Raw genomic sequence first — 19,049 nt, forward strand, 5'->3', positions numbered from 1 at the left:
ACACCTCTCCCGGAGGGAGAGGTCGGCGCGCAGCGCCGGGTGAGGGCGCCCGGTCTATCGATAGAGCGAAACCCCTCACCCGGATCGCCGAGGCGATCCGACCTCTCCCTCCGGGAGAGGTAACCGTGTGGCTCTCGTTCGTCTTCAGGATCGACACCGTCCCTGTCTCTCTAACTCTTCTCCGGCTGGCGCGCGAGGCGCTCGAGCAGGCGCTTGATCTCGCGGTTCTGCTCGCCCTGGCCGTCGGCCCATTCCCGGATCATCTGTTGCTCGGTGCGCATATGCGCAACCAATCCCTGGATCGCTTCGGCGAGATTGGCCATCGCCGCCGTGGTGTTGCGGGTTCCGGCACCTTCCTCCACCGCGACACGCAGCCGCTCGATCGCGTGCTGCAGGGGGACACCGGCGCCACCGCCGGCAGCAGCGGCGACACCATCGCCGCCATATTCGCGCACGGTGGTCGCCAGCCAGTCTTCGAGGTCGGTATAGAAACGGTTCTGCGCCTGGCTGGATTGCAGGTCGAGGAAGCCGAGGATCAGGGAACCGGCGAGGCCGAACAGCGAGGACGAGAACGAGATGCCCATGCCGCCGAGAGGAGCGGCGAGGCCCTCTTTCAATGTGTCGAACAGCGCGCCGGCGTCGCCGCCGACCTTCAGCCCGTCGATCACCTTGCCGACCGAGCCGACGGTTTCGATCAGGCCCCAGAAGGTGCCGAGCAGGCCGAGGAACACCAACAGGCCCGTCATGTAGCGCGAGATGTCGCGTGCCTCGTCCAGGCGCGTTGCGATGGAATCGAGCAGGTGCCGCATCGTCTGCTGGCTGATCGACATCCGCCCGCTTCGCTCGCCGCCGAGGATCGCCGCCATCGGCGCCAGCAAAGTCGGCCGCCGGTCGACCGCGAGCCCCGGATCGGCGATCCGGAAATTGTTGACCCATCGCACCTCGGGATAGAGCCGGATCACCTGGCGGAACGACAGGATGATGCCGATCAAGAGCACGGCGCCGATCAGCCCGTTCAGCCCTGGATTGGCGAAGAAGGCGACGACGATCTGCTTGTAGAGGACGATGCCGATCAACGCGCACAGCACCAGGAATACCAGCATCCGCACCAGGAAGATGCGCGGAGAGGACAATTTGCTGAGTTCGGTCTCCATGTCGGAGCGGGGAGAGGAGGGCATTGCCGGCATGTCCGTTGCGAAAAGCCGCGTTGGGCCGCCAATATGGCACAGCGGCCGCGGGAAAAAAGATCGGAAACCGGTATTTCCGGGCGGAAGCCGAACGGGACGGCGACGCCGGTACTGTCATCCACCGAAATTCGTCTCGGTCGAAGCTGTTCCAGGTGTTGCGAATTGGCCGAGATCGGTCGCAGCGGCACGCACATGCAGACCGATGCATTCCGCGGGTCCAGCTCGCATTCGCCCTCCATTATGGAAGCGCGCGAACCGATGTCGAGGCGGGATACTGCGAGACGAGAAGCAATCGGAAGATGCCGCCAAGGGCTTTCCGTCACATCGTACCCGTTTGATTCGGAGATCCCAGCAAATCAACGGCAGCCACCCTGCGTCGAAGAAGGCGTGGTGTGCTACCCCCACAAGCTTCGATGGAACCGGTTTCACAATCCGGTGAATCGGAGAAAAATATGCTGATCCAATAAGTTATTCGTGTGTGACATTGAGCCGCCGCCGCGATGTATTGCGTCGCAGCACCTCCACCTTATCCTGCACACCGTGACAGGGCGGAGTCGGAAGCGACGCCGCGCTTGCCGCTGTGTTCAACAATTCAAACTCGGGGCGACGCTTTCAATGTCCGGACTACGCGCGCGAACGGCATGCATTCTCCTGATGCTGGCCGCCACGGCGCCACTCCTAGCCGGCTGTGACGAGCCCACTGCCGCGACCACTGCGGCGGAGGCGCCGCCTGAACCTGATGTGAGCGTTGTCGTCGCCAAGCCGCAGCCGCGCGCGGTGCTGCGTGAGCTGCCCGGCCGCGTGGCGCCGACGCGCGTCGCCGAAGTCCGCCCGCGCGTTTCCGGCATCATCGTCGAGCGCCTGTTCCGTCAGGGCACCGAGGTGAAGGCCGGCGATCCCCTCTACCGCATCGATCCGCGGCCGTTCGAGGTCGAGGTGCAGTCCAATCAGGCCGCGCTCGCGCGTGCCAAGGCCGTGCTCGATCAGGCGGCCCAGCACGCGCATCGTGTTACGACGCTCTACAGCCAGAAGGCGATGCCTGAGGCCGAAAACGAGAAGGCGATCGCTGCGCAGCGCCAGGCCGAAGCCGATGTCGCGGCTCGCGAGGCCGATCTTGCGCGCGCCAAGCTCAATCTGGATTACGCCACCATTCGTGCGCCGATCGACGGCATCGTCGGCGCCGCGCTGGTCAGCGAAGGCGCGCTGGTGGTGCAAAACGATTCCACCTCGCTTGCGACCATCCAGCAGATCGACCCGATTTATGCCGACTTCACCCAGTCGGTCACCGAGCTCAACCAGCTACGCCGCGCATTCGAGACCGGCGAGCTCGACCGCATTGCGGCTGACGCGATGAAGGTGCGCTTGTTGCAGGACGATGGCACGACCTATCCGATTCCCGGCAAGCTCTTGTTCTCCGACGCCAAGGTCGACGCCTATACCGGGCAGGTGACCCTGCGTGGCGAGTTCCCCAATCCGAGGCGCGAATTGCTGCCGGGCATGTATGTGCGCGTGCTGATCGAGCAGGGCATCGACTCTGACTCGATCGCGGTGCCGCAGCAGGCGATCCAGCGCAATGGCGGTGGCGGCAGCGAGGTGTTCGTCGTCAAGGACGACGGTCGCGTCGCGGTTCAGCCTGTCCGTACCGGCTCGCTGCAGAACGGGCAGGTATTCGTGACCGAAGGCCTGAAGTCCGGCGACCGCGTTGTGGTCGAGGGCTTCCAGAAATTCGCGGCAGGCGACAAGGTCCGGCCGCAGGCGTTCACGGAGGCGGCGGATGCTTCGACCGCCGCTCCGGCGGAGAATAAAGCCGCGCAAGCGCTGCGGTGATCCGAGATGCCCAGCTTTTTCATCGACAGGCCGATCTTCGCCTGGGTCGTCGCGCTCTTCATCTGCCTGATCGGCGCGATCTCGATTCCGCTGCTGGCGATCGCGCAATATCCGATCATTGCGCCGCCCTCGATCTCGATCTCGACCAGCTACCCCGGCGCCTCGCCGGAAAACCTCTATAACAGCGTCACCCGGCTGATCGAGGAGGAACTGAACGGCGCCAACGGCATCCTGAATTTCGAATCCACCAGCGACTCGCTGGGCCAGGTCGAGATCATCGCCAATTTCGTGCCGGGCACTGAAACCAGCCAGGCCTCCGTCGAGGTGCAGAACCGCATCAAGCGCATCGAGGCGCGCCTGCCGCGCGCCGTGATCCAGCAGGGCATCCTGGTCGAGGAAGCCTCCAGTGCCGTGCTGCAGATCATCACGCTGAACTCGACCGACGGCAGCCTCGACGAGATCGGCCTCGGCGATTTCATGATCCGCAACGTGCTCGGCGAAATCCGCCGCATCCCCGGTGTCGGCCGCGCCACGTTGTATTCGACCGAGCGTTCCTTGCGGATCTGGATCGATCCGGCAAAGCTGGTCGGCTATGGCTTGACCGCCGACGACGTCAACAAGGCGATATCAGCGCAGAACGCACAGGTCGCCTCGGGCAGCATCGGCGCCGAGCCGGCGACGGACGCGCAACGGGTTTCGGCGCTGGTGCTGGTGAAGGGCCAGCTTTCTTCGCCGGAAGAGTTCGGCGCCATCATCCTTCGCGCCAATCCGGATGGTTCGACCGTGCGCCTGCGCGATGTTGCGCGGCTGGAGATCGGCGGCCTCAGCTACCAGTTCCAGACGCGCCTCAACGGCAAGCCGACGGCGGGCCTTTCGGTGCTGCTGTCGCCGACCGGCAATGCGCTGGCGACCGCAAGCGCGGTGGAAGCCAAGATGAAGGAGCTGTCGCGCTTCTTCCCGGCCAACATCACCTACGAGATCCCCTACAACATCACGCCCGTGGTCGAGGCCGCGATCGAGAAGGTGCTGTCGACGCTGGTCGAAGCCGTGGTGCTGGTGTTCGTCGTGATGTTCCTGTTCCTGCAGAACATCCGCTACACCATCATTCCGACCATCGTCGTGCCCGTCGCGCTGCTCGGCGCCTGCGCCACGCTGATGGTCTTCGGCTATTCCATCAACATGCTGACCATGTTCGGCATGGTGCTCGCGGTCGGCATCCTCGTCGACGACGCCATCGTCGTGGTCGAGAATGTCGAGCGCATCATGGCCGAAGAGGGCCTGTCGCCGAAGGAGGCGACCCGCAAGGCGATGTCGCAGATCACCGGCGCGATCATCGGCATCACGCTGGTGCTGGTCGCCGTGTTCATCCCGATGGCGTTCTTCCCGGGATCGGTCGGCATCATCTATCGCCAGTTCTCGGTCACCATGGTCGCCGCCATCTCGTTCTCGGCGCTGCTCGCGATGTCGCTGACGCCGGCGCTGTGCGCGACGCTGCTCAAGCCGGTCACCGCAGGCCACGGTCACTCCCGCCGCGGCATCTTCGGCTGGTTCAACCGCACGCTCGATGGCACTCGCGGCGGCTATACACGCACGGTGGGCTGGTCGCTGAAGCGCACCGGGCGGCTGATGCTGATCTATGTGGCGCTCCTGGTCGGGCTGGGCTGGGGCTTCGTGCGGCTGCCCGGCGGCTTCCTGCCGGTCGACGACCAGGGCTTCATTACCACCGACGTGCAGACGCCGTCGGATTCCTCCTACGCCCGCACCGAGGCAGCGATCGAGAAGGTCGAGAAATATCTTCTGGCGCGCTCCGCGATCGAGAACGTCACGTTCCTCACCGGCTTCAGCTTCCTCGGCCAGGGCTTCAACACCGCGCAGGCCTTCATCACGCTGAAGGACTGGTCGGAGCGCGGGCCGAAGGATTCTGCGGCCGCGCTCGTTGCCGACATCAACCGCGATCTTTCATCGATCCGTGACGCCAAGATCTCGGCGCTGCAGCCGCCGCCGATCGACAACCTCGGCAACTCCTCGGGCTTCTCGTTCCGCCTTCAGGACCGCGGGCAGAAGGGTTATGCCCAGCTCACCGCCGCCGCCGACCGCCTGGTCGCGGAAGCCAATGCGAGCCCCGTGCTGCAGAAGGTCTATATCGAAGGCCTGCCGCCGGCGCCGCAGGTCAATCTGGTGATCGACCGCGAAAAGGCCGGCGCCTTCGGCGTCACCTTCGAGGACATCAACAATACGATCTCGACCAATCTCGGCTCGAACTACATCAACGATTTCCCGAACCGCGGCCGCATGCAGCGCGTCGTGGTGCAGGCGGACAAGTTCACCCGCATGAATGCGGATGACATCCTGAACTACAACGTCAAGAACAACCGCGGGCAGCTCGTGCCGTTCTCGTCCTTCGCCACGATCGAATGGCAGAAGGGACCGACCCAGATCGCGGGCTTCAACTATTATCCCGCCGTGCGCATCTCCGGCGAGGCGCGCCCCGGCTACACCTCGGGCGACGCCCTGAACGAGATGGAGCGACTCGCGAACAGATTGCCGCGCGGCTTCGGCTATGAGTGGACCGGACAGTCGCTGCAGGAGAAACTGTCGGGCTCGCAGGCACCGTTCTTGCTGGCCCTGTCGGTGCTGGTGGTGTTCCTCCTGCTCGCCGCGCTGTACGAGAGCTGGACGATTCCGCTCGCGGTGCTCCTGACCATACCGCTCGGCGTCACCGGCGCGGTGATCGCTGCGAGCATGCGCGGGCTGGCGAACGACGTCTATTTCACGGTCGGCCTGATCACCATCATCGGCCTTGCCGCCAAGGACGCCATCCTGATCATCGAATTCGCGAAGGATCTGCGCGCGCATGGCAAGCCGCTGCTTGAGGCCACCATCGAAGCCTGTTCGCTGCGTTTCCGCCCGATCCTGATGACCGGCCTTGCCTTCGTGTTCGGCGTGTTTCCGATGGCGATCGCCTCCGGCGCCGGCGGCGCCAGCCAGCAGGCGCTCGGCACCGTCGTGATGGGCGGCATGATCGCGGTCGTGATCCTGGCGCTGTTGATGGTCCCGGTATTCTTCGTCAGCGTGCAACGCGTGCTGGCGGGCGACCGCGAGCCGAAGGAAGCCAAGGCGCAGGAGCCGCACGCGCCGCCGGCACCGGCTCCCCAGAAGCCATAAGCGCAATCGCTCGGAACAGTCATGCCCCGCGCAGGCGGGGCATCCAGTACTCACCGGGTCAGAGAGGACGTATCACTTGCGCCGCAGGTTACTGGATCATCCGCCGCAGCCTGTCATCGGGCGGCGCCGCCGACCCGTTGGCGGATGATGACTGTGAGCGTGATGGCGCCAGCAGAGGCGTCCGCTAGCCCAGCGGCTTCAAAATCTTCACCAGTTCGCCGTGCACGAACTCGTTGCCGCACACGACGTCCCCCGTCTTGAGCGGATCGTCGTTGCCCTCGATGCCGCTGATGGTGCCGCCGGCTTCGCGCACCATGATCTGGCCGGCCGCGATGTCCCAGGGCTGCAGATTGCGTTCCCAATAGCCGTCGAGGCGGCCGGCGGCGACGAAGGCGAGGTCGAGCGAGGCGGCGCCGAAGCGGCGGAAGCCGGCGACCCTGTTCTGCAGCGCAGCCATCTCCTTCAGCGCCAGTCCGTGGTCGCCGCGGCCGATATGGGGCAGCCCGCAGGCAACCACGCATTCGTCGAGCTTGCGGCGGCCGGCAACGCGCAGGCGTTGGTCGTTCAGGAAGGCGCCCTTGCCGCGCTCGGCGATATAGAGCTCGTCGTTGGCGGGGTTGTAGATCACTCCCGCAATCACCGTGCCCTCGCGCGCCAGCCCGATCGAGATCGCGAATTGCGGGATGCCGTGCAGAAAGTTGGTGGTGCCGTCGAGCGGATCGACGATCCAGGTGTGGCTCTTGTCGGCGCCCTCGCGGGTGCCGCCTTCCTCGCCGATGAAGCCGTAGCCCGGGCGGGCCTTGGCGAGGTCGGTGTAGAGCATCTCCTCGGCGCGTTTGTCGGCCAGCGAGACGAAATTCGCCGGTCCCTTCAGCGACACCTGCAGGTGCTCGATCTCGCCGAGATCGCGCTTGAGGCTGCGGCCGGCGCGGCGCGCGGCTTTGACCATGACGTTGATGAGGGCGGAATAGAGCATGATGGAGGGCTTGCCGGGTGGGAAACGGCCCAATGCCGTCGGAGATTTCCGGTCTGCGTGCCCTCTCGGAGTGGCGCCGTCAAGGCGTCATTTGCCGGTGCCGAGCCATTTGCGCGCGGCCTGCTCGCCCTTGGCGCGATCCTGCGGACTCATGTCGAGCAGCATCTCGTCGAGTTCCGGATCGCCCTTGCCGGCGGTCTTGGCAACGGTGTGCCATTTCAGCGCCTCGACCTTGTCCTGCAGCACGCCCTGGCCGGTGGCGAGCACGCGGGCGAGGCGGTTTTGTGCGATCGGCGAGTTCTGCCGGGCAGCCTTGCGCAATAGCGCCACCGCCGCCGGCTGGTTCCGCGGCGTGCCGGCGCCGTTGTAAAGCGCGATCGCATATTCGACCTCGGCGTCGACATTGTCGGCGAGCGAGGCGGCTTGCAACAGCCGCACCGATCTCTCGAGGTCCTTGGGGACGCCGGTGCCTTCCTTGTAGAAGGTCGCGAGCGCGTATTGCGCCTCGGGGCTGCCGGCGTCGGCCGCCATGCGCAACAATTCGGCACAGCGCGTGAGGTCCTGCGGCAGCGTCTGGCCGTCGAGATAGAGCAGCGCCAGATTATAGGCCGCCTTGGGATTGCCGAGCTTGGCCGAGGACGCCAGCAGCTTCACCGCTTCTTCCTTGTTCACCGGGCCGCCGCGGCCCGCAAGCCGCATCATCGCGAGTGCGAACATCGCCTCGCGGTCGCCGGCGTCGGATGCGCGCTGATACCATTCGACAGCCTTGCCGTAGTCGCGCTTGATGCCGAGCCCGTTGGCATAGAGCTCGCCCAGCATCGTCATCGCCTTGGGGTCGCGGGCGTAGTTCGCGCGGTTGGTGGCGAGGTCGAAGGCGGTCTTGTAGAGGCCGCGCTGATAGGCGCCATAGACGAGGTCGACATTGGGATCCTCGAACGGGTGCGTCGGGCTCGGCGATGGCGTCGGTGAGGGCGCCGGCTTCGGCGCGGCCTGCTTCTTTTCCGCCGCCGCCTTCGGCTTCGGCGCAGGCTTGGGCTCTTCCTTCTTCGGAGCCGATTTGCTGGCCGGCGCCTGTGCCGTGGGCGGGGTCAGCGAAACCTGCGCGCCCGCGCCCGTCGTCAGCACGGCGCAGCCGAGCACCACCGCTATCGGACGCAGCAGGCTCATTCCGGCGTCAGTCCTGCCGTTGCCTTCCCAAATGCACTCGCATGCGCTTCCCGGATGGTCGCGCCGACCTCGGCGAGCGCTGTGCTGGCGCCGCGCGGATCGGCGAAGATGAAATCGCCGACCAGCACGAAGTCCGCGCCGGCGGATGCAAATTCGAAAGCCTCTTCGCGCGAGGTGGCGTAGCCGACGCAGGGCGGCTCGAACAACTCGTCCCACCAGTTGAGCCGCTCGGCGATCGCCTGGGTCGAGGGCCGCTGTCCGCTCGCATCGGGCTCGCCGAACAGCACGTAATCGGCGCCGAGCTCGCCGGCGGCCATGGAATCGTGCCGTGTCGGCAGCCCGCCTACGCCGGCGATGCGGTCCGGCTTCAGCGACGGCAGCGCCTCCTCCAGCGCGGCAAGGCCGGCGAGATGCGCGCCGTCGGCGCCGCCGCGCGCGACGAGCTCGACATGGCCGTCGATCAGGAGCGCGGCGCCGGCGTTCTGCACCACCGGCGCCAGCGCCTTTACGCGCGAGGTCATCGTGCGCTGGTCGGTCTCGCGCAGCCGCACCAGCACCGCGGCGACATCGGCCGCGGCGAGCAAAGCGGGCAGGCTCGCGATCAGTTCAGAGGGATCGTCCACCACCGGCGTCGCGAGATAGAGGCGCGGCGCCGGGCGTTGCGGAACGGGCTTTGCGGCCAATTATGCCACCTTCTTTTCCAGGCCGGTTTCCCAGGCGCCCTTGCTCGCGAGCGCGTTCATGTGCGCGCGGTGGGTGAAGGCGCGCTGGCCGGCGGCGACGTTCGCGGCCTTGCCGGACCATGCCTTCTGCGGCGCCGCCTGCAGTGCGCGGCCGTAGGAGAACGTAAGCTTCCAGGGCAGGCCGCCGATCCGGTTCATCGCGTCAAGATGCGCGGTCGCCTCTTCGTCGCTCTGGCCGCCGGAGAGGAAGGCGATGCCGGGCACGGCCGCGGGCACGCAGGCCTTCAAGAGGTGAATGGTCTTTTCCGCGACTTCCTGCACCGATGCCTGCTTGGGGCTCTTCTTGCCCGATACCGCCATGTTCGGCTTCAGCACCATGCCTTCGAGTTCGACGCGCTGCACGAACAGTTCACGGAATACGGTGTTGAGCACCTGCCGCGTCACCTCATAGCAGCGGTCGATGTCGTGGCCGCCGTCCATCAGCACTTCCGGCTCGACGATCGGCACGATCTGCGCCGCCTGGCACAGCGCGGCATAGCGCGCCAGCGCATGCGCGTTGACATGAATCGCGGTCGTGGTGGGAATGCCCTGTCCGATGTCGATCACCGCGCGCCATTTCGCAAAGCGCGCGCCGCGATCGTAATATTTCTTCAGCCGCTCGGCGAGCTTGTCGAGGCCGACGGTCACGAGTTCGCCGGGGCAGGCGGGCAGAGCTTGCGTGCCCTCGTCCACCTTGATGCCGGGGATGCTGCCGGCCTGCTCGATCAGCTTGACCAGCGGCGTGCCGTCCTTTGCGTTCTGCCAGATCGTCTCGTCATAGAGGATGACACCGGAGACATATTTGCTCATCGCCTCGGTCGAGCGAAACAGCATCTCGCGGTAGTCGCGACGGTTCTCCTCGGTCGATTCCACCCCGATCGCGTCGAAGCGCTTCTTGATGGTCCCTGAGGATTCGTCGGCGGCCAAAATGCCCTTGCCCGGGGTGACCATGGCAAGCGCGATCTTGTTGAGGTCAGCGAGATTCATGGAACGTCCTCCAGATGGTTCATGCCCTTGCAAACCAAAATAGGCGGTTATCGGGCAATTGCCTAGAAAACGTTCGCCGCGGCGGGCGCCAGAACATGACGAGATTAACGCAACTGAGAACCGCGGCGGCGGTGTGCTGCCTCTCCCGCTTGCGGGGGAGGGCCGGGGTGGGGGTGTCGCCGCGATTCACACTCCCCATGGGGGAGAGCCCCCACCCGGCGCCAACGCGCCGACCTCCCCCGCAAGCGGGAGAGGTGAAAAAACAGCGGCGGCTTCAAGCCACCTTCGGATCGAGTTCGCCCTTGGCGTAGCGCTTGGCCATTTCCGCCGTGGTCAGCACCTTCTTGATCTTGCTGGCCTGGCCGGCAGTATTGAACTCCTGCAGCCGCTGCTTGCACAGCTTGGTCATCGCTTCCATCGCGGGCTTCAAATATTTGCGCGGGTCGAACTCTTCCGGGTGTTCCTTGAACACCTTGCGGATCTGCCCGGTCATCGCCATGCGGTTGTCGGTATCGATGTTGATCTTGCGCACGCCGTTCTTGATGCCGCGCTGGATCTCGGACACAGGCACGCCCCAGGTCGGCTTCATCTTGCCGCCAAACTCGTTGATGATGTCCTGCAGGTCCTGCGGCACCGACGAGGAGCCGTGCATCACCAGATGTGTGCTCGGCAGCTTGCGGTGGATCTCCTCGATCACGTTCATGGCGAGGATGTCGCCGTCCGGCTTGCGGGTGAACTTGTAGGCGCCGTGCGAGGTGCCCATCGCGATCGCGAGCGCGTCGACCTTGGTCTCCTTCACGAACTTCACAGCCTCGTCCGGATTGGTGAGGAGCTGGTCGTGGGAGAGCTTGCCTTCCGCGCCGTGGCCGTCTTCCTTGTCGCCCATGCCGGTCTCGAGCGAGCCGAGCACGCCGAGTTCGCCTTCCACCGAAATGCCGCCGAGATGGGCCATGTTCGTGACCGTCCTGGTCACGCCGACATTGTAATCCCAGTCGCCGGGCGTCTTGCCGTCGGCTTTCAGCGAGCCGTCCATCATCACCGACGTGAAGCCGGCCTGGATCGCGGTCATGCAGGTGGCGGGCTCGTTGCCGTGATCGAGATGCACGCAGACCGGGATCTGCGGGTAGATTTCGGTGACAGCATCCATCATGTGCTTGAGCATCACGTCATTGGCATAGGCGCGGGCGCCACGGGAGGCCTGGATGATGACGGGCGCATCGAGGCTGGAAGCTGCCTCCATGATCGCCAACGCCTGTTCCATATTGTTGATGTTGAAGGCCGGCACCCCGTAATCGTGCTCAGCCGCATGGTCGAGCAGTTGCCGCAAGGTAATGCGAGCCATCCGGATTCTCCCTGTATTTACAGCGCTTTCGCGCTTCAGTCGGTCTCAATTACGTATGATCATTCCGGAAAACCGGTTCCCACTTTTCCGGATCATGCTCTAGCGGGTCTTCAACACTTCGACGCCCGGCAGCGGCTTGCCTTCCATCCATTCAAGAAACGCGCCGCCGGCGGTCGAGACATAGGTGAAATCGTGCGCGACGCCGGCCTGGTTCAGCGCTGCGACCGTATCGCCGCCGCCTGCGACCGAAAGCAGCTTCTTGGCCTTGGTGCGCTCGGCGGCGTGCTTGGCCGCCACCATCGTGCCGCGATCGAACGGCGTCAGCTCGAAGGCGCCAAGCGGGCCGTTCCACACCAGCGTCGCCGCATCGTCGATCGCGGCATGGATGCGGGCGATCGACTGCGGGCCGACGTCGAGGATCATGCCCTCGGCCGGGATCGCATCCAGGCCATAGGCATGCGACGGCGAATTGGCCGCGAAGTGGAAGGCGACGACGGCGTCGACGGGAAGGATGATGGCGCAATTGGATGCCGCGGCCTTGTCCAGGATGCGCAGCGCGGTGGCGGCGAGATCCTTCTCCGCCAGCGACTTGCCGATGCCGACGCCCTGCGCGTGCAGGAACGTGTTGGCCATGCCGCCGCCGATCACCAGCGCGTCGACCTTGCTGACGAGATTTTCGAGGAGGTCGATCTTGGTGGACACCTTGGCGCCGCCGATGATCGCAATCACCGGCTTGGTCGGCGCTTCCAATGCCTTGCCGAGCGCATCGAGTTCGGCCTGCATTGTGCGTCCGGCATAGGCCGGCAGCTTGTGGCCGAGGCCTTCGGTCGAAGCATGGGCGCGGTGCGCCGCCGAGAATGCGTCGTTGACCCAGATGTCGCCGAGCTTTGCCAATTCGGCGACGAAGGCAGGATCGTTCTTCTCTTCCTCCTTGTGGAAGCGCGTATTCTCCAGGCAAAGGATCTCGCCGTCCTTCAGCGCCGCCACGGCCGTTGCCGCGGGCTCGCCGATGCAGTCTTCGGCGAAAGCGACAGGCTTCTTGATCACTTTCGACAGCGCTTCAGCGACCGGCTTCAGCGACTCCTTGGGATCGCGTCCCTTGGGACGGCCGAAATGCGCAAGCAGGATGACCTTGCCGCCCTTGTCGGAAAGCTCGGTGATCGTCGGCGCGACGCGCTCGAGCCGCGTGGTGTCGGTGACGCGGCCATTTTCCATGGGAACGTTGAGGTCGACGCGGAGCAGCACGCGCTTGCCCTTCACGTCGACGTCGTCGAGGGTGCGGAATGATTTTGTCATTGGAGTGTCCTCTGCGGCCATCCTTCGAGACGCCGCGCCAGGCGCGGCTTCTCAGGATGAGGTCTCTCGCTCATGGCAAGAGGCGCGCCACGCTGGCAAATCTACGCAGCCTGCGTAAACTTGGCTGCGGCGCGTCTCGAACCACGAAGCCAAGAAATCAGAGCAGCTTCCCGATCGCGACAGCCGTGTCGGCCATGCGGTTGGAGAAGCCCCACTCGTTGTCGTACCACGACATCACGCGCACCAGCGTGCCATTCAGCACCTTGGTCTGGTCCATGTGGAAGGTCGACGAATGCGGATCGTGGTTGAAGTCGATCGAGACGTTCGGCGCGGTGGTGTAGCCGAGAATGCCCTTGAGCTGCTGCTCTGAAGCACGCTTCATCGCCTCGTTGATTTCCTTGGGGTCGGTTGCGCGCTTGGCGACGATCTTCAGGTCCACCACCGAGACGTTCGGGGTCGGGACGCGGATCGCAACGCCGTCGAGCTTGCCCTTCAGTTCGGGCAGCACCAGGCCGATCGCCTTGGCCGCACCGGTCGAGGTCGGGATCATCGACATTGCCGCCGCGCGGCCGCGATAGAGATCCTTGTGCAGCGTGTCCAGCGTCGGCTGGTCGCCGGTATAGGCATGGATCGTGGTCATGAAGCCGGTCTCGATGCCGACTGTGTCGTTCAGCACCTTCGCCACCGGCGCAAGACAGTTGGTGGTGCAGGAGCCGTTGGAGATGACCAGGTGATCCTTGGTCAGCGTGTCATGGTTGACGCCGAAGACGATCGTGGCATCGGCGCCGTCGGCAGGTGCGGAGACCAGCACGCGCTTGGCGCCGGCGGTCAGATGTGCGGACGCCTTGTCCTTGGCGGTGAAGATGCCGGTGCACTCAAGTGCCACGTCGACGCCAAGCTCCTTCCAGGGCAGCTTGGACGGATCGCGCTCGGCCGACACCTTGATCTTGCTGCTGCCGACGCTGATCGTATCGCCATCGACGGTGACGGTGCCGGGGAAGCGGCCATGCACGGAGTCGAAACGGAGCAAATGGGCGTTGGTCTCGACCGGGCCGAGATCGTTGATCCCGACCACTTCGATGTCCTTGCGGCCGGACTCGGCGATGGCACGGAGAACGTTGCGGCCGATGCGGCCGAACCCGTTGATAGCGACCCGGACTGCCATGCTGTTTCACTCCTCTAATAGCTGTTGCCGTCCCCACTGGCGCGTGCTCCAGCGAGGGTGTTACGGCGGATCGCCCGGTTCGGCCGGACGAGGACGGATTAGATAGAGGTTACCTAGTCCTTTTTCGGGGCAAGCTCAACCGCTAGCCAACGCGCTTCAGGGCAGCGTTAACGGCAGCCTCGGCGGTAATTCCGAAGTGCTTGAAAAGGTCCTTCGCCGGCGCGCTGGCGCCGAAACCGTGCATGCCGATGAATTCGCCATCCTGGCCGATCACAGCATCCCAGCCCCAGCGCACGGCCGCCTCGATCGCGATCTTGACCGGCGCATTGCCGATGATGGCCTTTTTTCGGTCTTCGGGCTGCGCCAGTAACAATTCCAGCGAAGGCGCCGACACCACCCGCGACGGGATGCCGCGTTCCGCGAGCTGTTTCTGCGCGTCGACAGCGATCTGGACTTCGGAACCGGACGCGAAGAATGACACTTTTGCGTCACCCTGGGCCGCGACCAGTTCATAGGCGCCATGGCTGCACGGACTATCGGCAGGCGCGGTGGTTCGAAGCTGCGGCAGGTTCTGTCGCGTCAGCGCCAGCACCGTCGGGCCATCGATCCGGTTCAGCGCGAGCTCCCAGCATTCTGCAACCTCGACGGCATCGCAGGGGCGGAACACGCGCATGTTGGGAATGGCGCGCAGCGCGGAGAGGTGCTCGACCGGCTGGTGCGTCGGGCCGTCTTCGCCGAGCCCGATCGAGTCATGGGTCATGACATAAACCACGCCGGTGCCCATCAACGCCGCAAGTCGCATCGCCGGCCGCGCATAGTCGGTGAACACCAGGAAGGTCGCGCCGTTCGGCGCAAAGCCGCCATGCAGGAAGATGCCGTTCATCGCCGCCGCCATGCCGTGCTCGCGGATGCCGTAATGAACGAAGCGGCCCTTCGGCGTCTTGGCGGAGAAGTTGACCGCCGATTTCGCCTTGTTGTTGTTGGAGCCGGTGAGATCGGCCGAGCCGGCGAGAAACTCCATCGGCATCGCGGCGGCGATCACCTCGATCGCGGCCTCCGATGATTTGCGGGTCGCAACGTTGAGCGGGTTTTCGAGCAGCGCCTTCTTGTGCCCCTTCAGCGCTTTTGCCAGCGAGGCCGGCCGCTCGTGCCGCAGCCGGCGCTCGAATTCGGCGCGCTTGCGGCTGCCAAGCTCGGCGTAACGCGCTTCCCACTCCTGGCGCTCCGCGGCGCCACGCACGCCCGCTTCGCGCCAGGCCTTCAGCACGTCATCCGGCACCGAGAAGGGTTCGAGCGAGATGCCGAGCTTTTCCTTGGCGCCTTTCAACTCGTCGGCGCCGAGCGCCTCGCCATGCACCTTGTTGGTGCCAGCCTTGGTCGGCGCGCCATAGCCGATCGTGGTCTTGCAGGCGATCAGCGTCGGCTTGCTCGATTTCTGCGCGCGCGTGATTGCATCCGCGATTGCTTTCTGGTCCTGGCCGTTGATGAGTTCGGCGGCCCAGCCCGCCGACTTGAATCGCTTCACCTGGTCGACGGAATCCGCAAGCGACGTCGGGCCGTCGATCGAGATGCCGTTGTCGTCATAGAGCACGATCATTTTGTTGAGCCGCCAGTGGCCGGCGAGCGCGATCGCTTCCTGCGACACGCCTTCCATCAGGTCGCCATCGGAGGCGAGCACATAGGTGTGATGGTTGACGATCTTCTTGCCGAATTCGGCGGCGAGCATCTTCTCCGCCACCGCCATGCCGACCGCGGTCGAGATGCCCTGGCCGAGCGGGCCGGTGGTGGTCTCGATGCCCTTGGTGTGGAAGTTCTCCGGATGCCCCGGGGTCAGCGAGCCCAATTGACGGAAGTGCTTGAGCTGGTCGAGCGGCATGTCCTTGTTGCCGGTGAGGTACAGCAGCGAATAGAGCAGCATCGAGCCGTGGCCGGCCGAGAGCACGAAGCGATCGCGGTCCGGCCAGGCGGGGTCGGCCGCATCGAATTTCAGAAACTGTGTAAACAGGACGGTCGCGACGTCGGCCGCGCCCATCGGCAGCCCGGGATGGCCGGATTTCGCCTTCTCGACCGCATCCATTGCGAGCCCGCGAATGGCGTTGGCCATACGGGTGTGATCGACCTGCGTCATGATGAAAATCCGTCTGGAATGAGAGGCTTGGCTTGCATGCGCGCCGCCCGGAGGGCCCGCCATATGCGGGTGGTAGGCACGGAGGAGGGCTGGATAGCACCTCAATCCCGGAAGTCCAAGGGAAGTCCAAGGCAAGGAAACGCGGTTTTGGCCGCAAAGTTGCCCCCGGGGTGTCCGGCCGAGGGGGGCATGAACCCGCATGGGACGCCGGTTTCCTGAGCGGAAGGGCCGGGTAAATCGGCAGGCGCGGCGCCCGGGGCGGCTCCATCTATCGGTGCATAGTTTTCCGGCGGCGTTGCGCCGGCCTCGTTCACCACGTAAATTTCATCGCCTAAGCGCTTGCCGCACCGCAAGGATTCGCGGACGGCCACGCCATCGAGGGTCCACCTTGTCTCGTATGAGCGATCGTTCCACCAGCGCGGCTGCCAGTGTTGAGCCCGCTATCGCCGACATCGATGCCGCCACACGGCGATTGATGGCGGCGCTGGATGCGCTGGAGAGCGCCGTCGAGCGACGGCGCGAGGCTGATCGCGACGAGAACGAACTGGCGAGTCGGATCCAGGCGCTCGGCGCTGATCGCTCGCGGCTTGCGGACGAGCTCGATAACTCATTGGTGAAGACGCGCAAGCTCGAGCGCACCAATCGCGAGATCGCCGAGAAGCTGGATGCTGCGATTGGCACCATTCGCGCCGTGCTCGATGGCGGGGAGAACACGCGATGAGCCACATCAACGTCACCATCAACGGCCGGCAATACCGGATGGCTTGCGAAGAGGGGCAGGAGGTTCGTCTCCTGAAGCTCGCGGAGAACCTCGAATCGCGCATCGAATCGCTGCGTGGCAAGTTCGGTGAGATCGGTGATGCCCGCCTCACCGTGATGGCGGCGCTCACCGCTTGCGACGAACTGGCCGACGCCGGCGCACGCATCCGCAGCCTGGAGGAGGAAGTCGAATCCTTGCGCAACTCCGGAGCTGCCGCGGTCGACCGCGCCCGCGCCACGCAGGTCGCGATCTCGAACGCACTCAACGCCGCCGCCGAGCGGATCGAGAAAACCACGCAGGTGCTCAACCGTACCGTCGGTGGCGGTATCGCGATCGGCTAGCTTGCTGCATCACCCCCCTCAGGTGAGGGTAAGTCCACCCGAAATCGCTTCCCGCTGGCGGAACGCCGCAGTCGTCGCTACATTACCCCCTGCGAAGCTGCGTTGCGCGTCAGGAGCTATATTATCCCCGGGGCCTTATCGATCCTTTAGGGAACTGTCCCTGGCCGGGTCCGTGGACCCGGACATATGGTGCCCACCTACTTTCGTAGGGAACTCCGGGATCGAACGCTCCAACGGCTTCTGTGGCTTCGCGCTCTGTTTTTACTGTTGCGTTTCTCAGGCGTGATCGACTCCAATACCGCCGTCATACCCCGCGAAAGCGGGGTATCCAGTACGCGGCGGCGTTGCCGTTAGAGCACGAGCGTCTCTGGAATTACTGGATCATCCGCCTGCGCGGATGATGACAGCGGCGGCGGAGGAAACACATGCGCGCCATCTCTCCGAAGGCTGAGCTCCGCAGCGCCGCGCTCACCCGACGTGACGCGCTGAGCGATGAGGAGCGCACGGCTGCCGCCACGAAGATCGCCAAGCGCGGCCTGCCGTTTGAGATCGCGCGGGGCACGATCGTTTCCGGCTATTCGCCGATCCGCAGCGAGATCGATCCGATACCGCTGATGCTGCAGCTTGCGGCGCAGGGCGCGCAGCTTGCGCTGCCGGCGGTCACCGCGCGCGGCAATTCCCTGCTATTCCGCGCCTGGGCCAAGGGCGATCGGCTGACGCTTGGCGTGCTCGGCATCCCCGAACCGTCGCCGGCCGCGGCTGAGCTGATCCCCGACATCATGCTGGTGCCGCTCGCGGCCTTCGACCGGGTCGGCCACCGGATCGGCTATGGCGCTGGCTACTACGACTTCACGTTCACGCATCTGCGCAAGGCCAAGCACGTGATCGGCATCGGTCTGGCCTTCGCAGTGCAGGAAATCAAGGCGGTTCCGGCTTTGTCGCACGACGTCGCGCTTGATTATGTGCTAACGGAGCGCAAGGCGTTCGATTTCCGGGAGTAGCTTGATTTGCGTATCCTCTTCGTCGGTGATGTGGTCGGCAAGACCGGCCGCACCGCCATCTCAGAACATCTTCCCCGCATGATCCGTGACTGGTCGCTCGATCTCGTCATCGTCAATGGCGAGAATGCCGCCGGCGGCTTTGGCATCACCGAGGCGATCTACCAGGACTTCCTGGATGCCGGGGCGGACGCGATCACGCTGGGCAATCATGCGTGGAATCAGAAGGAAGCGCTGGTGTTCATCGAGCGCGCGCCACGTCTGATCCGCCCGTTGAACTTTCCGCGCCACGCGCCGGGCCGCGGCGCAACTCTGGTCGATACCAAGAACGGCAAGCGCGCGCTCGTCCTCAACGCGATCGGCCGCGTCTTCATGGAGCCCTCCAACGATCCCTTCACGGCGATCGAGCGCGAGCTCGAGGCCTGTCCGCTGCGGCAGGCGGCGGATGCGATCGTGTTGGATTTCCACGGCGAGGCCACCTCCGAGAAGCAGGGCATGGGTTTCTTCTGCGACGGCCGCGTCAGCCTCGTGGTCGGCACCCATACCCATGTGCCCACCGCCGATCACCAGGTGCTGCCCGGCGGCACCGCCTATATGACCGACGCCGGCATGACCGGCGATTACGATTCCATCATCGGCATGCAGAAGGAAGAGCCGCTGCAGCGCTTCCAGACCGGCATCCCCTCCGGCCGCTTCGAGCCGGCCTCCGGCGAAGCGACGCTGAGCGGGGTTGCGGTCGAGACCGACGACGCCACCGGCCTCGCGCTCCGCATCGCGCCTGTACGCGCCGGCGGACGCCTCGAGCCGGCCGTGCCGGGGTTCTGGGTGAGCTAGAACGGGACGTGGCTCATTAACGCGCAGCCACAGCCTGATTGACGCAAGTTGGACGAAGGCGAAGAAGCCGCCACTCGGTATCTTCCCGAGCAGCCGCACTGCTTGTACGGCATGCGCCTCTGGGCACGGTGCATGTTGAAGGCGGCAGATTTCG

The 19,049-nt window shown here is 65.0% G+C and carries 15 protein-coding genes and 1 other RNA gene; 7 read left to right on the plus strand and 9 right to left on the minus strand.

What is annotated here, in order from left to right; all coding sequences use genetic code 11:
• Nucleotides 1–170: 170 nt before the first annotated feature.
• Nucleotides 171–1,178 carry a hypothetical protein gene (locus tag K288_RS0109245; protein WP_027579290.1) on the minus strand — a complete coding sequence of 336 codons (1,008 nt, stop codon included), beginning with the start codon at nt 1,176–1,178 and terminating at the stop codon, nt 171–173.
• Between the two features lie 624 nt (nt 1,179–1,802).
• Here K288_RS0109245 and K288_RS0109250 point away from each other — a divergent pair.
• Both K288_RS0109250 and K288_RS0109255 read left to right on the plus strand, forming a co-directional pair.
• A complete protein-coding gene (locus K288_RS0109250) occupies nt 1,803–3,014 on the plus strand; it encodes an efflux RND transporter periplasmic adaptor subunit (RefSeq protein ID WP_152535451.1) in 1,212 nt (403 codons plus the stop codon).
• 6 nt (nt 3,015–3,020) lie between these two features.
• A complete protein-coding gene (locus K288_RS0109255; RefSeq protein WP_027579292.1) occupies nt 3,021–6,179 on the plus strand; it encodes a multidrug efflux RND transporter permease subunit in 3,159 nt (1,052 codons plus the stop codon).
• A gap of 184 nt (nt 6,180–6,363) precedes the next feature.
• Here the strand turns inward: K288_RS0109255 and K288_RS0109260 are convergent, their stop codons facing one another.
• The 8 genes from K288_RS0109260 to tkt form a co-directional block, all read right to left on the minus strand.
• Entirely contained in the window at nt 6,364–7,155 is a 792-nt protein-coding gene (locus K288_RS0109260) for an inositol monophosphatase family protein (RefSeq protein WP_027579293.1), read from the minus strand.
• Nucleotides 7,156–7,242: 87 nt separating this feature from the next.
• A complete protein-coding gene (locus K288_RS0109265; protein WP_027579294.1) occupies nt 7,243–8,322 on the minus strand; it encodes a tetratricopeptide repeat protein in 1,080 nt (359 codons plus the stop codon).
• Nucleotides 8,319–9,005 (minus strand): thiamine phosphate synthase, encoded by a 687-nt coding sequence (locus K288_RS0109270; RefSeq protein ID WP_027579295.1) that lies wholly within the window; start codon nt 9,003–9,005, stop codon nt 8,319–8,321. Before K288_RS0109270 ends, K288_RS0109265 begins: the two co-directional genes overlap by 4 nt.
• A complete protein-coding gene (locus tag K288_RS0109275) occupies nt 9,006–10,031 on the minus strand; it encodes a class I fructose-bisphosphate aldolase (RefSeq protein WP_027579296.1) in 1,026 nt (341 codons plus the stop codon).
• 274 nt (nt 10,032–10,305) lie between these two features.
• Nucleotides 10,306–11,373 carry a class II fructose-bisphosphate aldolase gene (gene fba / locus K288_RS0109280; protein ID WP_027579297.1) on the minus strand — a complete coding sequence of 356 codons (1,068 nt, stop codon included), beginning with the start codon at nt 11,371–11,373 and terminating at the stop codon, nt 10,306–10,308.
• A 99-nt stretch (nt 11,374–11,472) separates the two neighbouring features.
• Nucleotides 11,473–12,669 carry a phosphoglycerate kinase gene (locus K288_RS0109285; RefSeq protein ID WP_027579298.1) on the minus strand — a complete coding sequence of 399 codons (1,197 nt, stop codon included), beginning with the start codon at nt 12,667–12,669 and terminating at the stop codon, nt 11,473–11,475.
• 157 nt (nt 12,670–12,826) lie between these two features.
• A complete protein-coding gene (gene gap / locus K288_RS0109290; protein WP_027579299.1) occupies nt 12,827–13,834 on the minus strand; it encodes a type I glyceraldehyde-3-phosphate dehydrogenase in 1,008 nt (335 codons plus the stop codon).
• Between the two features lie 142 nt (nt 13,835–13,976).
• On the minus strand, nt 13,977–15,962 hold the full coding sequence (tkt, locus tag K288_RS0109295; protein ID WP_027579300.1) for a transketolase: 1,986 nt from the start codon (nt 15,960–15,962) through the stop codon (nt 13,977–13,979).
• A gap of 397 nt (nt 15,963–16,359) precedes the next feature.
• Between tkt and K288_RS0109300 the strand changes: the two genes are divergently transcribed.
• The 5 genes from K288_RS0109300 (at nt 16,360) to K288_RS0109315 (ending at nt 18,895) form a co-directional block, all read left to right on the plus strand.
• Nucleotides 16,360–16,683 (plus strand): DUF4164 domain-containing protein, encoded by a 324-nt coding sequence (locus K288_RS0109300; RefSeq protein WP_027579301.1) that lies wholly within the window; start codon nt 16,360–16,362, stop codon nt 16,681–16,683.
• Nucleotides 16,680–17,063 carry a cell division protein ZapA gene (locus tag K288_RS0109305; RefSeq protein ID WP_027579302.1) on the plus strand — a complete coding sequence of 128 codons (384 nt, stop codon included), beginning with the start codon at nt 16,680–16,682 and terminating at the stop codon, nt 17,061–17,063. Before K288_RS0109300 ends, K288_RS0109305 begins: the two co-directional genes overlap by 4 nt.
• Nucleotides 17,064–17,154: 91 nt before the next feature.
• A non-coding RNA gene (ssrS, locus tag K288_RS50170) (6S RNA) lies at nt 17,155–17,316 on the plus strand.
• 172 nt (nt 17,317–17,488) lie between these two features.
• Nucleotides 17,489–18,064, plus strand: coding sequence for a 5-formyltetrahydrofolate cyclo-ligase (locus K288_RS0109310; protein ID WP_027579303.1), 576 nt, complete (start codon nt 17,489–17,491; stop codon nt 18,062–18,064).
• Between the two features lie 6 nt (nt 18,065–18,070).
• Nucleotides 18,071–18,895 carry a TIGR00282 family metallophosphoesterase gene (locus K288_RS0109315; protein WP_027579304.1) on the plus strand — a complete coding sequence of 275 codons (825 nt, stop codon included), beginning with the start codon at nt 18,071–18,073 and terminating at the stop codon, nt 18,893–18,895.
• Nucleotides 18,896–19,049: the final 154 nt, after the last annotated feature.

This window comes from Bradyrhizobium sp. Ai1a-2, assembly GCF_000426245.1.
Lineage (GTDB): Bacteria > Pseudomonadota > Alphaproteobacteria > Rhizobiales > Xanthobacteraceae > Bradyrhizobium.

What these genes read in the sequence shown, in the direction of transcription:
- K288_RS0109245 (WP_027579290.1), bottom strand. Translation starts at nt 1,178, where the DNA reads ATGCCCTCCTCTCCCCGCTCCGACATGGAGACCGAACTCAGCAAATTG.
- K288_RS0109250 (WP_152535451.1), top strand. Translation starts at nt 1,803, where the DNA reads ATGTCCGGACTACGCGCGCGAACGGCATGCATTCTCCTGATGCTGGCC.
- K288_RS0109255 (WP_027579292.1), top strand. Translation starts at nt 3,021, where the DNA reads ATGCCCAGCTTTTTCATCGACAGGCCGATCTTCGCCTGGGTCGTCGCG.
- K288_RS0109260 (WP_027579293.1), bottom strand. Translation starts at nt 7,155, where the DNA reads ATGCTCTATTCCGCCCTCATCAACGTCATGGTCAAAGCCGCGCGCCGC.
- K288_RS0109265 (WP_027579294.1), bottom strand. Translation starts at nt 8,322, where the DNA reads ATGAGCCTGCTGCGTCCGATAGCGGTGGTGCTCGGCTGCGCCGTGCTG.
- K288_RS0109275 (WP_027579296.1), bottom strand. Translation starts at nt 10,031, where the DNA reads ATGAATCTCGCTGACCTCAACAAGATCGCGCTTGCCATGGTCACCCCG.
- fba (WP_027579297.1), bottom strand. Translation starts at nt 11,373, where the DNA reads ATGGCTCGCATTACCTTGCGGCAACTGCTCGACCATGCGGCTGAGCAC.
- K288_RS0109285 (WP_027579298.1), bottom strand. Translation starts at nt 12,669, where the DNA reads ATGACAAAATCATTCCGCACCCTCGACGACGTCGACGTGAAGGGCAAG.
- gap (WP_027579299.1), bottom strand. Translation starts at nt 13,834, where the DNA reads ATGGCAGTCCGGGTCGCTATCAACGGGTTCGGCCGCATCGGCCGCAAC.
- tkt (WP_027579300.1), bottom strand. Translation starts at nt 15,962, where the DNA reads ATGACGCAGGTCGATCACACCCGTATGGCCAACGCCATTCGCGGGCTC.
- K288_RS0109300 (WP_027579301.1), top strand. Translation starts at nt 16,360, where the DNA reads ATGAGCGATCGTTCCACCAGCGCGGCTGCCAGTGTTGAGCCCGCTATC.
- K288_RS0109305 (WP_027579302.1), top strand. Translation starts at nt 16,680, where the DNA reads ATGAGCCACATCAACGTCACCATCAACGGCCGGCAATACCGGATGGCT.
- K288_RS0109310 (WP_027579303.1), top strand. Translation starts at nt 17,489, where the DNA reads ATGCGCGCCATCTCTCCGAAGGCTGAGCTCCGCAGCGCCGCGCTCACC.